This window comes from Paenibacillus sp. P2(2022) (assembly GCF_029522175.1).
GTDB lineage: Bacteria > Bacillota > Bacilli > Paenibacillales > Paenibacillaceae > Paenibacillus > Paenibacillus polymyxa.
Map to the genome: position 1 here is coordinate 255,219 of NZ_JAKWFI010000004.1, position 14,142 is coordinate 269,360.

The 14,142-nt window shown below is 46.3% G+C and carries 10 protein-coding genes; 4 read left to right on the forward strand and 6 right to left on the reverse strand.

Going from position 1 to position 14,142, the window contains the following annotated elements; all coding sequences use genetic code 11:
• Positions 1-350: 350 nt before the first annotated feature.
• Both MMB75_RS15650 and melA read right to left on the reverse strand, forming a co-directional pair.
• Positions 351-2,504 (reverse strand): glycoside hydrolase family 6 protein, encoded by a 2,154-nt coding sequence (locus MMB75_RS15650; protein ID WP_019686313.1) that lies wholly within the window; start codon positions 2,502-2,504, stop codon positions 351-353.
• Between the two features lie 587 nt (positions 2,505-3,091).
• Positions 3,092-4,606 carry an alpha-glucosidase/alpha-galactosidase gene (gene melA, locus MMB75_RS15655; RefSeq protein WP_240753587.1) on the reverse strand — a complete coding sequence of 505 codons (1,515 nt, stop codon included), beginning with the start codon at positions 4,604-4,606 and terminating at the stop codon, positions 3,092-3,094.
• Positions 4,607-4,822: 216 nt separating this feature from the next.
• On the opposite strand from melA, the gene MMB75_RS15660 reads away from it, so the two are divergent.
• The 4 genes from MMB75_RS15660 to MMB75_RS15675 all read left to right on the forward strand — a co-directional run bounded on the left by MMB75_RS15660 (position 4,823) and on the right by MMB75_RS15675 (position 10,203).
• Complete coding sequence (locus tag MMB75_RS15660) at positions 4,823-5,821, forward strand: substrate-binding domain-containing protein (RefSeq protein ID WP_019686311.1); 999 nt, start codon at positions 4,823-4,825, stop codon at positions 5,819-5,821.
• Complete coding sequence (locus MMB75_RS15665; RefSeq protein WP_090888276.1) at positions 5,818-7,263, forward strand: sensor histidine kinase; 1,446 nt, start codon at positions 5,818-5,820, stop codon at positions 7,261-7,263. The genes MMB75_RS15660 and MMB75_RS15665 overlap by 4 nt, the downstream gene beginning before the upstream one ends.
• The gene (locus MMB75_RS15670; RefSeq protein ID WP_240753586.1) at positions 7,238-8,578 is read left to right on the forward strand and encodes an AraC family transcriptional regulator; all 1,341 of its coding nucleotides are present in this window, start codon (positions 7,238-7,240) and stop codon (positions 8,576-8,578) included. The genes MMB75_RS15665 and MMB75_RS15670 overlap by 26 nt, the downstream gene beginning before the upstream one ends.
• Before the next feature lie 224 nt (positions 8,579-8,802).
• A complete protein-coding gene (locus tag MMB75_RS15675; RefSeq protein WP_277375724.1) occupies positions 8,803-10,203 on the forward strand; it encodes a sugar porter family MFS transporter in 1,401 nt (466 codons plus the stop codon).
• 107 nt (positions 10,204-10,310) lie between these two features.
• On the opposite strand, the gene MMB75_RS15680 is transcribed toward MMB75_RS15675, so the two are convergent.
• The 4 genes from MMB75_RS15680 to MMB75_RS15695 form a co-directional block, all read right to left on the reverse strand.
• Positions 10,311-11,222, reverse strand: a complete 912-nt coding sequence (locus MMB75_RS15680; RefSeq protein WP_019686307.1) for an AraC family transcriptional regulator — start codon at positions 11,220-11,222, stop codon at positions 10,311-10,313.
• Between the two features lie 109 nt (positions 11,223-11,331).
• A complete protein-coding gene (locus tag MMB75_RS15685) occupies positions 11,332-11,988 on the reverse strand; it encodes a TetR/AcrR family transcriptional regulator (RefSeq protein ID WP_019686306.1) in 657 nt (218 codons plus the stop codon).
• Complete coding sequence (locus MMB75_RS15690; RefSeq protein ID WP_019686305.1) at positions 11,981-13,180, reverse strand: MFS transporter; 1,200 nt, start codon at positions 13,178-13,180, stop codon at positions 11,981-11,983. Before MMB75_RS15690 ends, MMB75_RS15685 begins: the two co-directional genes overlap by 8 nt.
• 110 nt (positions 13,181-13,290) lie before the next feature.
• Entirely contained in the window at positions 13,291-13,947 is a 657-nt protein-coding gene (locus MMB75_RS15695; protein WP_031463013.1) for a DJ-1/PfpI family protein, read from the reverse strand.
• Positions 13,948-14,142 lie beyond the last annotated feature (195 nt).

Sequence of the window (14,142 nt, forward strand, 5' to 3'; positions counted from 1 at the left end):
GAATCTCCTCCTCTATATGAAAGACATTAAAACATGTATGCACAAAAGATTGCCGATGCAGGTTCATCGGCAATCTTTAGATTATTTTTTTATACCACCCGGCTAAGAAAATGACGCAAAAATCGCTCAGCAGTGAGTTGCGATTGCCTTCTCTACCGAGATGTTGCCAAAAGTGGTTGTTGACCCCCACAGTAGATCAGTATTCTTTCTTCATTATACACAATTTGAATGCTTATTCCCTTGGTCATCGAATTCTTTATTTGAAGACGTTAAAAAAAGGCTACAGCAGTTGTGCCGCAGCCCTTTTTCAAACAATTATCAGTTACTCAAGTGTATATATTCACCTATTCCTAAGGCTCGATTCCCCATACCAGCTTATCGTTGTGGAACAATGTTACTTTGTTCCATTCAGCATAAGAGGTTTTGGTTGGATCGAAGGAGTAGTCATTGGATTCGTTCAGATTAGACCAGTCGCTATTGTTCATGCGGATCTGAATATCACCTGTTTGCGCTCCAGCAGCAAGCGTGCCGGCAGCAGCACTGAATCCAATTTCAATATAGTTGTCTTTAATGGTACGCAGCACGTTATCATTACCTACTTGCGCCCAGTCTACCGCAGATTGCAGCTCTTGGCTGCCATCTTTCGTGAAGTAATAGCGGATTTTAAGCTCGCTCAACTTCACTGGTGTTGTCCCTTTATTTTTGAGGTTAAAGAAAGGCTTGGCAGCGTTATTCGCTGGATCCGTGTCCCCAGCACGATACATTACAACCAGATCACCTGTTGGATCTGTAGGATTCGTTGGATCTGTCGGTGTACCTTTTGGCTCAGCGCTTACCGTTGCGGAATCCTTACTTGTTCCTTTCGCATTCGTAGCACTTACAACATAGAAGTAAGTTGTTCCGTTCGTCAGTCCCTTATCCGTGTACTCTCTTTCCGTTACAAGAGGCGCAACGGCTGTAAAAGGACCTGCTTCGCTAGTCGCGCGTTTTACCGTGTAACTCTCGGCACCAGTAGACGCATTCCAAGTCAGCGTTACTTGAGCATTGCCCACAACAGCCTTTAAGCCTGACGGTACAGCTGGAGCAGTAGGCGCTGGGTCTACACCACCAGTGGAAGGCACGATTGCAGGGTACGCATTTTGTACCAGCATTACAAACTGATCATGGAACCATGCTCCTGAAATAGGTGCATTCGGCAAAGCATCTGTTAATGTGCCATCCTTGGTTGTATAGGTAGGATCACACATACGGTCAAAGCCTTTACCCTCATCGTTCGGAATGAGTGAGCTGGAACCATCGGAATCACCCGGAGGTTTTGCCCAGACATAGGCATCGATATGACCAGCTGGAGCCGTTTGTGGCGGCGTTCCCATACCTGCTCCGCTGTTATTACACCAGTTACCACGGTGTGAGCGTTTGTCTACACGACCGGAGTTTACATAGGAGTTAATATCATTGCCGACTGCGGAAGTCGGACGGTTAGGTCCTCCCCATCCATTACGGCCTGTATCAATTAACATACCGAGTGAGCTCGGCCAGCCTGCGCTGACAAAATCTCTATGCAAGGACTCTGCAAAATCCGATTCATCGAAATTAGGATTCCATTCGTAGTACTTGGACGATTTGATCGGCTGCCCACCGATATTCAGGTTTGGATCAGGCAAATTAGGTTCTGTCAGCGGTGAAGTATTGGCTGTATTCGTGATAAAGCCATCTACACTGGACAGACCTTTGCTCGTGTCTTTGAAAATAGTTGTAAACAGGGATACCGTTGCTGAACGGTTGTTATCCCAGCCTAACCAACCAGAGTGACCGATATCTACGTATTTGTACACGTTAGGAATCTCGTTCAGCTTATTCATTGTGTATTTAACACCAGCTTCGTAAATCCCTGTGGACTTGGCTTGCGCACATTTCGGATCATCCAGATTGGTTACCAGATTTGGCAAGCTATCCGGTTCAATGATCGCAACGATACGAATATCCTTATATTTGGGATTTGCAAAAATAGAAGCTATTTTGTCAATATAATCCTTTTTATAAGTTTCCAGACCTGCCTGGGTCAGCGGCAATTCACCATTGGAAGCCAAGGCATGACAATCCCGTCCGGGCAGATCATACACAATGAACTCCGCCGTAATCGGTGTGTTGCCTTTCTTTTGCGCCAATACTTGGTCCAAATGTGCCTCCAAGCCAAGCTTGCCTCCACCGCCGTTAATAGCGGCGATACGATCAAGCCAAACGGCTGTCGGGAATGTTTTGACCGTTTGCATTTTTGCCTTCAGATTCGCATCCGTAACCTTGGCAATTGATGTGTCGACACTAGCCGCATAATCAGGGCTAACGTATTTTGTCGCCCCTTGGTAAGGATTATCGACATGGGATTCTGCATGTATTTTATCCGTAAATCCTGCACCTGGTAGAAAGCTGCTTGCGACGAGTGATAGCGCAAAAGCATACTTCATTCCTTTACGAAGCACTTGCTTTGTTTTCAATTGCTTCACCTATCTTTCCGTAGATTTTGTTGAATCTTCCTATGTCGGCACCTGATTGTTATATGATTAAATGTGTGTTACGCCTACTCTCTCCCTAGAAAAAGTAGCGTTCATAGTTGCAAAAGGTAAGCGCTTTCTATTTGTTCATGCGCTCACATTTTTCCCCTTTTTGTCACCTCCTATGTTAGATTATAGTGAGCTGGAAATCTGCTGTAAATTGAATAAATTAAGGACTACAATTATTAATTCGGCATATGAATTGCCACACCGACGGTTCGGCATGGTCTCTCTTTTTTTGAGATTGGTTCTATCATTTGTTGAACTTCCCTGCTATGACAAGCCCTCAGGAGATTCAGAGTCGACAGTAAAAGTGTGGATTCATAAAAAACAAGACTGTATTCTTTAATTTCCGTCAGCCCAAATCGACAAGGATAAACTTTAGGCTGCTATCTACGCCAATCGTTAACCTATCGACAGCAAAAAAAGGATGTTTCAGGCCTACGACCATGAAAACACCCTTTTATTGTTGTTCAATCCCCCTCTGCTCATTAGCAGGTCCATGGAATGAGCGTTACTGCAATTGTACCAAATAGTTGTTACGCATTGCTGTTCTGTACTTTTTCGCGATCCTTGCCTTTGTCAGATTGTCCTGCATTTTTATTGGCGGCATCCCGATCCAGCTGCATTTCTTCAACCGTCTTCACCTTAAGCCGTGCTGCTCCCTCATAAGATTGGGTTGGAATCAGATCGCCTGCAGCCAAGCGTTGGCGAGCTTCGGCAATCGCTGCCCCGTATTGCGGCAACCATGCTTCCTGTGCCACTAGCATCTCATCGACCAGCTGCCAAATTTCTTTCGGGTTACACACCGCGCCCACTAACGGGTCCATCATAAACGCTTGGCGCAGCAGCTTATCGTCTCCATGTACAGCCGCTTCAACAGCCAAACGCTGAACGGAAATACTAACATTGCACACGGCAGCAGGACCCAGCGGCAGTTCTCCAACTTGCGGCATAGAAATACCGTTCCGATCCACATATCCAGGAGCTTCAATAATCGCATCGTCCGGCAAGTTGGAAATTACACCGTTATTCACGACATTAAAGTGCCCCCGGTACACACGCCCGGTTTCCAGGCTTTCAATAATGTATGAGCCGTGCTCTTCACCTCGATGCTCTGCCTTGTACTCCAGTGGATCTTCCTTCATCCAGTTAGGGAAATCTGTTTCAAACCAGTTACGTCCTTCCGTACATACACGCAAATAGCCGCCTGTTTCTCCGTTGATCCAGTTGCCCAGATCAATCCAGTCCAGAATTTCATTCGGACGCTTCCGATACCAAGGCACATATTCACTGAGATGACCATTCGACTCTGTGCTGTAATAGCCAAAACGACGAAGCATATCGATGCGTACCTTTTCGGTGCGGCTAAATTCAGGATGTTGTTCAAAAGCCTCCAGCAGTCCGGCTGTAAGATCCTTACCCTTATGCGAGGCCTGAATGTACCATGTTTGGTGATTGATTCCGGCGCATACAATGTCCACATCCTGCTTCTCCAGACCGTACGCCTCGGCAATTTGGTGATGCCCATTCTGGACGCCGTGACATAGACCAACCGTACGCACGCCACCGTACTTGTTGCAGGCCCAGGTCATCATCGCCATTGGGTTCGAGTAGTTCAGCAGCAGCACATCCTGTGCACTTAACTCACGGATATCTTTGCAAATCTCCAGCATTTCAGCGATACCACGCTGGCCATACATGATGCCTCCTGCACATAATGTATCGCCCACGCATTGATCCACACCGTATTTTAGCGGAATATCCACATCGGTCGCAAAGGCTTCCAGACCGCCGACACGGATTGTACAAATGACGTATTTGGCATCCTTTAGAGCTACCTTTCGATCCGTAGAGGACTGTATTTGTATGGACAACCCATTCTCACGAATATCCCTCTGACACAGTTCAGTAACCATATCCAGATTGTGCTGACTGATGTCCGTAAAAGCCACTTCAATATCGTTAAACTCCGGTACTGATAACAGATCTCGCAAAATTCCACGGGTAAAACCGATGCTTCCTGCTCCAATAAAAGCTACTTTAAATGACACGGCATTCAACCTCCGGTAATTAGAATTAATATACCGTCATTGTAGCAATATGCCTGTAGAAAGCGTTATCAAAATCATGACCAGATTCGAACTTAGGTGTCAAAAATCCTAACTTTCGCATCAACAGATGCTACTTGCCGTTGACGAAGCTGCGTGTGCTTCTCTTGTTTACTGTATAATGAGTTGTGTCTCTAAATATTCCCAAAGGAGCAAGACATGTCAAACCGTAAATGGACATTTATCCTTATTCCCGTCTTCCTGCTATTTGCCTGGCTGTTGTTTCAGTTCACTCTGTCTTCTCTTCAAATTCACCAATTTGCAGAACAATTGAAGACGGTTTCACCAAACGACGGGGGTTCCGATACAAAAGTGGTATTGATATCACAAGAGCTGGACAATTATTATTGGCGGTCCATTGAACAAGGAGCTCGAAAGGAAGCAGAGCAGTACGGTATGAGGCTCGATTATATCGGACCGGACCGCATTAATCCGTCCGAGCAGATCAAACTGCTGGATAAAGCGATCGCCGCCAAGGCAGATGCGATTCTGGTTCAAGGGATAAATGATCCAGAGTATCGACGATTAATCAACAAGGCTGCCGCACTTGGCATACCTGTCATCACGATCGATACGGATGAGCCGGACTCCCGAAGGCTGGCTTACGTCGGAACGGATAACGAAGGAGCAGGAAAACAGATGGGCATGCTGTTGGCGAAGGCCTCTGGGGAGCATGGCGATATTGGAGTTATGATCAGCAGCGAGCGCGTCGAGAATCAGCGGCTCAGGCTTGCGGGATTTCGTTCTGTGATCAGCCGCTATCCCAAGCTCCGCATTGTGGAGATTCGCTCCTCAAATATTTCACGGCTTCAGGCAGCCCAGCAAGCTCAGAACATGCTCACCCATTATCCGCAGATTCACTACATGGTCGGATTCAGTGCGCTGGACGGCCTTGGCATTCTGGAAGCCTCGGAGCGGCGCGGCGTGCGGAATTTGCAGATTTTCGCTTTTGACGATATGGCCGAGACGTTGAAAGCTATCAAACATCGCAAAATCGAGCTCACCCTTGTTCAACAGCCAATGGAAATGGGGGCTAAGGCTATAAAATTGCTGAATGATTATCTAAAGGGACATGATCCCCAGGAATTAACATACACCAGGGTATATGAAGTGCATGCGGACACTCCCGACAACATGTCTGGAGATGACAGACGATGACGATCAGAACGAAGTTGCTTCTGTTCATCCCTCTTCTAGTTGTGTTCGCCAATATCATCGCTTATTTTGTATTCCAAAGCGGGAAGGTCGTCCAACAGAGCTACGATGAAATGCTTGGCCGAATTCTTCTCATCGAGCAAACCTCCGAATCGGCGGAGGGCAACTTAAATCTCCTCTATACCTATCTGCTCAATCCAAGAGACGAGACGGGTGTGCAGGGCCCGACAGAATACCAATTGAAGCAGCTGAAAGGCAGAATCCAGGAAGTCTCTGACTCGACCGATCCTTCTTTTGCCGAGGAGGACTACATGAATCTGTTAGCCACATTTCTTGAACAGAAGCAAGCTGCAGTTCTGGATGCAAAGGCACAAGATCCTCAATCGGCTTTTGAGCATTACATTGAAGCGGAGAAAACCGTCGGCTATATTCATGAGGAGGGCCAGCGACTGATCGATGCTGAACTGGCTTATTACCGGCCGCTCATCGAGAACATTCGGAACAAGAATGAGCAAATGAACGGATTGGGAGTGGCGTTGTTCGGCATGAACGCGCTGATGGGGGTTTTGCTTGCCATCTGGGTCTCGCGCAGCATTACGGGCCCTGTCGGCAGACTGGTCGGACTGGCGAAGCGAATCGCCACAGGTGATCTGAATATCGAGCCCCAACCGCGGCGAGATGACGAGCTAGGCGTATTGGCAGACGCCATTTTGCAAATGTCCGCTGATTTGAGCATCCTTATCGAAAAGGATAAACAGAGTCTGGAAATGCGGCGGCTTGTGAAAGAGCTAGAGCTTTTGGCTCTGCAAAATCAAATTAACCCGCACTTTTTGTTCAATACCTTAAATGTGCTCTCCAAACTGGCGATCCTGGAAGGGGCGGAGAAGACCAGCGACCTGATCGTTTCGCTGTCCAATCTATTACGGTACAGTCTGCAAAAGCTGGACAAACCTGTAACGCTCCAGGAGGAACTGGATCATATAAGCGAATACGTAACCATCCAGCAGGCGCGTTTCCGGGACAGAATTCGCTTTGATCTTCACTTTGACGCTTCCGTACTTCAGCAGCAAATTCCGGCCTTGACGATTCAGCCATTTATTGAAAACGCCTTTCTTCATGGTGTAGCTGATATGGAAAACGGAGCCATTATCACATTGACGCTGTCGAGAGCGGGCGAGGACGTGCAAATTGAAATTTCAGACAACGGAAAGGGTATGACGGAGGAAACCCGACTGTCCGTGCTCCGTTTAGAAGGTGGAGCTGAAAGCAGTAGTTCAACAGGACTTGGAATGCAAAACGTGTTTAGGCGGCTGCAATTGTTCTACGAAAAGGAAGGAATGGTTGAAATCCGAAGCCATATCGGATTAGGTACTACCATAACAATACGAATTCCAGTCAAGAAGGAGAGTGAGCAGACGAATGTATCGGTTGTTGATCGCGGATGACGAAGCTTTGGAGAGGGAAGGACTGGAATTGATAGTGGAACGGGCAATGCCGGGGGTATTTCGGTTTATTCATGCCGACAACGGCCGCATGGCGATCGAATGCGCGGAAGAGCACCGGCCTCATATTGCCATTCTGGATATCAACATGCCTGGAATCGACGGGCTTGGGGCGCTTCGTGAATTAAAGGAGCGTCTTCCTGATACCCGTTTCGTGCTCGTCACCGCCTATGATTATTTTGCTTATGCACGTGAGGCGCTCTCTTTGGGCGTAAAAGAATACATTCTGAAGCCAGCGAAGCGAGAACTAATCATCAGTACACTGAAACGACTGATTGAAGAAATTGAATGCGAGAAGCGAGCACGCACGGAAGAATTGGAGCTTAGGCACAAAATCTCACAGCTGATGCCGCTCGCAGAAAATGAGCTGGCTTTAATGCTTATGGTCGACCAGACGGTGGATTCGAGCGCTTCTCAACTGTCAGAATGGCTCGACTTTCCTCTTGATCAGGGAAGCGCCATCATTGCTGCCTTTGAAGGATATGCAGACGAGCAGGACAAAAAGAAAATTTACGATCATTTCCGAAGCTATGTAAAAACACATGGCCCCAATTCCATTGTGAGCTCCCTGATCGACCATCATGTGGCCACTTTTTTACAAAAGCCGCCTGCCACCAGCGAAAACGACTGGCAACAGCGGATTAAGCATCTTGTTCAACAGCTCTCCGAGCTGGCCCAGCAGCAATTTGGCATAAAGACAGCTATTGGAATCGGCTCGCTTCATAGCGGCGAGGAAGGACTTCGCAAGTCCTATTTCGAAGCCGTTTTTGCCTCCACCCTACACAAGCGCGATGGAGGTTACTGCCACTTTGATGAACTGAAGTCGTCAGAGGCTGGAAACGCCTCTGTGCTTGCCCTCAAAGAGGAGAATGGAATGCTTCAGCAGACGTACGTCATGTCAGCATTACAACGGATACGCGAACAGCGGGAGGTTCAAACACTGACTATGCTGGGCAGAGCAAAGATGTATATCGAGGAACGGTTCAACGATGACCTTTCACTGGAAGAAGTGGCTGATTTCGTCCACTTGAATCCTCACTACTTCAGTAAAATTTTCAAACAGGAATATGGAGAAACGTTCATCGACTTCGTAACCAGGTTAAGGATTGATAAAGCTATTTCTTTGATTAAGGAGGGCAACCTTGCCCTGAAGGAAATCAGCTTTGAAGTGGGTTATAAGGACCCGAACTATTTTAGCCGTGTCTTTAAGAAGATAACGGGCGTTCCTCCCACGGAGTTCAAAGGTCAAAAATCGTAGAGCTTCGTCCATGCCGACCATCGGCATGGATTTTTTTAAGCTCGAATGACAAGGTAATGCTAGATTTAGCCCCTCCGTCTCCAATTCGGGAACTGAAGCCAAAATCGTGCGTGAAAAGGTCCGTTTATTGAAGACGATCACCGGCCTTTCTTTTATAAGCGCATGTTATACTTCTCCTCGAAGAACGGAATGGAGTTCTAGGAATCTGGAGGGGAGATGATCATATGGGAGTAATCATCCATAATGAAAGCGCTCAACAGAAAGCGCTTCAATCAGAAAAACCCAATATGCTTTTTGTGACGTTGGTATCCATCGTAGCTGCGCTTGGAGGCATACTGTTCGGTTTTGATATCGCGGTAGTTTCGGGAGCAGTTGAATTCCTACAGCAGCGTTTTTCGCTGAGCGAATTTCAGGTCGGTTGGGCAGTGTCGAGTCTGATTGTAGGGAGCATCACGGGTGCGGCTCTCTCCGGCTACATGAGTGAAAGGATCGGCAGAAAAAAGGTATTGCTGGCCGCCGGATTTTTATTTGTCGTCGGCTCGATCTGCTCTGCAATTCAAGATACGTTCACCGGGTATGTTATCTTTCGTATGATCGGCGGCGTCGGCATAGGAATCACTTCCACCATCTGTCCGGTGTATAACGCGGAGATCGCTCCCGCCAAATACCGTGGCCGTTTGGTTGCTTTAAATCAGCTGGCGATCGTAACGGGTATTTTCCTCGTTTATTTTCAGAATTCATGGATCGTCAGCCTGGGGGATGAAGCCTGGGGTGTCTCAACAGCCTGGCGCTGGATGTTCGGAGTGGGAGCTGTTCCGGGACTGATCTTTATGCTCCTGATGCTCTTCATACCCGAAAGCCCGAGATGGCTTATCAAAAAGAATCGGCCTTATGAAGCGTTGCCAATTCTGCTGAAAATTCACGGTGAAGAAGCCGCTAAACAGGAAGTACTTGATATCAAGGAATCGTTCAAAAATGAGAATGACTCATTGAAACAATTGTTCGCTCCCGGTATTCGGGTCGCTCTCTTTATCGGTATCATGCTCGCCATTATGCAGCATATTACCGGCATCAATGCCATTTTGTATTATGCACCGGTCATCTTTAAAGGAATGGGGCTCGGTACGGACGCTTCTTTGACCCAGACCATCTGGATCGGGTTGATCAATGTGTTGTTTACCATCGTATCCGTATGGCTGATCGACAAAGCGGGACGAAAAGTTCTACTAATGATCGGTACCTCGTTGATGACCCTCTGCTTGATCATTATTGGAGCCGCATTCAAAATGGGTCTAACCACTGGACCGCTCGTGCTCATCATGATATTGATCTACGTGGCCTCCTACGCTATATCACTTGGGCCAATCGTATGGGTCATGATCTCGGAGATCTTTCCGAACCGCATTCGCGGCAAAGCTGTCGCCATTGCTTCGATGGCATTATGGGCCGGCGATTATCTGGTCTCCCAGGCATTCCCCCCTCTGCTGAGTTCAGCTGGTCCGTCCAATACCTTCTGGATATTCGGAGCCATCTCGTTGTTCGTCGTAGTCTTTATATGGCGCAAGGTTCCCGAAACCAAGGGGAGATCGCTTGAACAGATGGAAAATATGTGGCTCGGAAAATGATCCAAACTTTAGCTCTCAAGAAGCCCGATACGTTTTATAGTGCTTGAAATCACACGACCTCTGAATTCATACCGACCTAAATCGGTAATGGTTCAGAGGCTTCTTTTTTAGCTTCCACCCTCCTCCGCATAATTCCTCACATCGCGCTCGACGGCGGTGCGGTATTCAACAGGAGTTTTGCCTGTGTGCTTTTTAAACAACATGTGGAAATACTGTCTGCTGGCGACGCCAACATAATCGGCAATTTCCTGAATGGGAATGTCCGTTTGCTGAAGCAGCATACAGGCCTTGTCCATTCGCAGCATCGTTAAATACGCGGTAAGCGTTAGCCCCGTATGTTTTTTGAAAATTCGATGCAAATACCCTGGGTGCAGATTGACGGCTGCGGCCATGTCCTTGACTGCAATATCCCGGTCATAGTTCAGATGGAGAAATTCAATGCATCGCTTGACGTACATATCCGTTTGCTGCGTATTGCTGCGCTCTGCCTCTTCCCGTAAACGTGCAATTCGTACAAGCAATTGCATAAAAAGCATTTCTGCCATGGCACCCGGCTGTTCTTTACGTTGATCCAGCTCCAGCACGAGACTTTTGAGCGCATAATATACCTCTTCCGGGTCTGATAGCACCAGATATGGGAATGGACGCGACATAAAGGCTGTGACTTCCTGCTCCTCCGCTGCTATTTGTTGGATAGATGGTCCTACCCTCACCCCTTCCTTAAAGCCAAACTCTACATTCAGCATCCGGCACGGTTGTTCTCCTTCCACCACCAACCGATGCGGGACGCCTGCATCCAGCATAATAAACTCGCCTTTGCGCAGCGTAATGCTTTCTTCCGTATTCTTTCCGGTTTGTACATCTATCCTGCACAAGCCAGAAATCATATACATAATTTCAGTGGAATGATGATCGTGGTAAGACATCGTATAGTCACGCCATTGCTTGTAATAGTAAGCAAAAAAACGGGGAATATAATCCCCGTCCAGCAGTCCTGGCTCAAACAGACTTCCGTTCATCCCCGCACCTCCGCAAAATAAATCAGGCTAATATGGCAACGTATATGTACCCGTTCTATTTTCACAGTTTAGCAGACTGACCCTTGTTATTCTATTGCGTCCACCTGTCTTAAATAGAGGATTCATCACTTTCTGAACTTAAATACTGAACCAGCATCCCTACAAATCGGTTAGCCATTTGTACATCCTGAGATTCGCCATTCCAATCTTCCTTGGGAGTCAAACTCATTTTCTGGAGTAACGCCATCATAGACGTGAAGATAAAATGCGCAGTCTTTAGCGGTTCAGCATCCGACTTTAAGGATCCATCTTGGATTCCAGCTTCCAGAGCATCTATCAGAAAATGTCGTTCCTTTCCTTGGTTAACAAAATGTTTATATCGTTCTTTGAGTTCTTCATTTGAATCATAAGCTTCGTAATGCAGGTCGAATAACAGAATAAACTTGATGAAATTTGGATGTTGCCCAGCATAATCAATCCATGCATCAAGCATCGAAGTAAGCATCTGCTTACCATTCATTTCGGCTGTAGGTGCTCTTCTAACAAATTCAGTCATGCTCTCAAGGATCTCCATTTGGACCTCAAAAACTATTTCATTCATGGACTGAAAATGCTTATAGAATGTAACCCGGCTTACACCAGCCACATGGCATACATCCTTAATATTCACTTTGAGAAAGCTCTGCTTCATAAAAAGTTCCTTCGCAGCCGCAATGAGTTCTTCCCGATTTTTGTTTTTCAAGTTCTGGTGCCAGTTCTCAGTCATTAGCAACCATCCGTTTCTCATTTTTTGATGTTTGAAAGGTTAAGAAAAGGGCAGATGCAAGGATTAATGCACCAAAAATATAAGGAATATGAATGTGTTTGTCAAACAACAAACCCGCTAAAATAGGCCCCAATATACTGCCTAGGCTGGTATACGTCGTATTCAGTCCGGCGGCATATCCTTGACGATCTCCAGCCGAGTTGGCAATCATTGTACTTACTGTGGGCCTTAAGAAGGCATTAAAAGCAAAGAACAGAGCCGATACCAACAGCAGATAACCTAAATTGATCTTAATAAGCATGAACAGTAAAGCAGTGGCTGTCATGATCAAAGAGAGGCGTATAAGCTTCATCTCGCCAAGTCTCTTGATGAGGTAATCAAGCAGCCATACCTGCACCACGATGCCTATTATGGCACCAACCGTAATGATCATTGAGATTTTAGTGGCATCAAAACCGTATTTTCGTTCCACAAAAAGAGCATACACCGTTTCGTAATTCATCAAGCCTAATGTCATGATCAATATGAGGAGAAGATAACGAAAATAGGACGTTCGAAATGAATTCAGAATTTGCTTTCGAATCGGCTCCCTACGGACCCGTTGGCCAACGGGTTTTCGTTGTTCCTTGGGCAGTGTCTCTGGCATATATAAGCTAAGCAGCGTTGCTACAAGTCCAAGTCCACCAGCAAAAAAATAAGGCACCCTAATGCCCAACTCAGCGATCATACCGCCTAACCCCGGACCAAGCACCATCCCCAAATTCATGGAAGCACCCAAGTACCCCATTCCTTTAGCGCGAGTTTCAGGAGTGGTAATATCAGCGACATAGGCCATATTGGAAGGAACCATTAATCCAATACCTATCCCTCCAATAAACCGAGCAATATATAGAAGGGGCAATGTCGTAGATACAGCAAACATGAGATCCGAAATGACGGTTAAAAACAGACCGGTGATGATCATTGATTTACGCCCGTATCTATCCGATAGCTGTCCACCTAGAGGTGAAAAAATAAACTGTGCTGCTCCAAAAGCGGCAATAAGATACCCCGCAGCAGCTCCTGCCGCATTAAATTGTTTCAAATATTCAGGCAGAATGGGAATCACCATGCCTTGACCCAATAAAGCAATAAACAGATTCAGCATCAAAATGAAAAGCGGAAATGTAGCAGACTTAGGTAAGCTGCTCATGTTTGTAACCCCCTCCAATGGTTTACACTTTGCAATCCTTTACTATGTGTAAACCATATTAGTTGAATTAGGGGGCTTTGTAAATAAAAATACAGAACCTAATGCAGGACTTACACATAAGGCTCCCGTTTTGCAAACTCTTGCAGCATACCTCTTATTTGTTCTACCAATATAGCAGGTGCTTTCTGGGGTGAACCCGTGTCAAACGGAGGCTGAGGATCATATTCCAAAATCAATTGGACTCCCTTACTCATATCTTCTCCCAGTTCCCATGCGATGAGCTGGAGTGCCATGTCAATACCAGAGGAGACACCAGCTGCTGTAACGATTTTGCCCTGACGGACCACTCGCTCATCTGTTGGAATGGCTCCAAGAGATTGGAGCAGGTCTAAGGAACCCCAATGACTTGTGGCTATGGTTCCATTTAACAAGCCTGCGGCGCTTAAAATCAGAGAGCCATTACAAACCGATGTGGTCCATTTTGTAGTTTCATGTATTTGGCGAATCCAATTTAATGTTTCTTCGTCATTCATTGGAGTTTTATAATTTGGCGGACTGCAACCTGGAATAACAAGAATGTCAGCTGAAGGTACTTCAGAAAAACTATAATCGGCATGCAAATAGCCCATGTTTGAGTCCAGTTTGACTAACCCTTTTTTCTTAGCGACAAACTTCACTTCACATTTCAGTGTAGCAGCAAATACATCATATGGACCTATGGCATCTAATGCTGTGATTCCATCGAAAAGCATGATGGCGACTTTCATGAGGATCTCTCTCCTTTGAGGCGAAATTTTATTGTTGCACGCCCATGTTAACATACATATACGGGGTATGGGTATACTAATTAAATGTGAAATCAGTAAGTATCTCAATTTCAAACGTCTCTGATCACAAATACGGATTGTGCAATATCTATGTAAAGTCTTTAATTATACATACCTATAAAAAGGCATACTTAA

What these genes read in the sequence shown, in the direction of transcription:
- MMB75_RS15660 (WP_019686311.1), top strand. Translation starts at nt 4,823, where the DNA reads ATGTCAAACCGTAAATGGACATTTATCCTTATTCCCGTCTTCCTGCTA.
- MMB75_RS15665 (WP_090888276.1), top strand. Translation starts at nt 5,818, where the DNA reads ATGACGATCAGAACGAAGTTGCTTCTGTTCATCCCTCTTCTAGTTGTG.
- MMB75_RS15670 (WP_240753586.1), top strand. Translation starts at nt 7,238, where the DNA reads ATGTATCGGTTGTTGATCGCGGATGACGAAGCTTTGGAGAGGGAAGGA.
- MMB75_RS15675 (WP_277375724.1), top strand. Translation starts at nt 8,803, where the DNA reads ATGGGAGTAATCATCCATAATGAAAGCGCTCAACAGAAAGCGCTTCAA.
- MMB75_RS15680 (WP_019686307.1), bottom strand. Translation starts at nt 11,222, where the DNA reads ATGAACGGAAGTCTGTTTGAGCCAGGACTGCTGGACGGGGATTATATT.
- MMB75_RS15685 (WP_019686306.1), bottom strand. Translation starts at nt 11,988, where the DNA reads ATGACTGAGAACTGGCACCAGAACTTGAAAAACAAAAATCGGGAAGAA.
- MMB75_RS15690 (WP_019686305.1), bottom strand. Translation starts at nt 13,180, where the DNA reads ATGAGCAGCTTACCTAAGTCTGCTACATTTCCGCTTTTCATTTTGATG.
- MMB75_RS15695 (WP_031463013.1), bottom strand. Translation starts at nt 13,947, where the DNA reads ATGAAAGTCGCCATCATGCTTTTCGATGGAATCACAGCATTAGATGCC.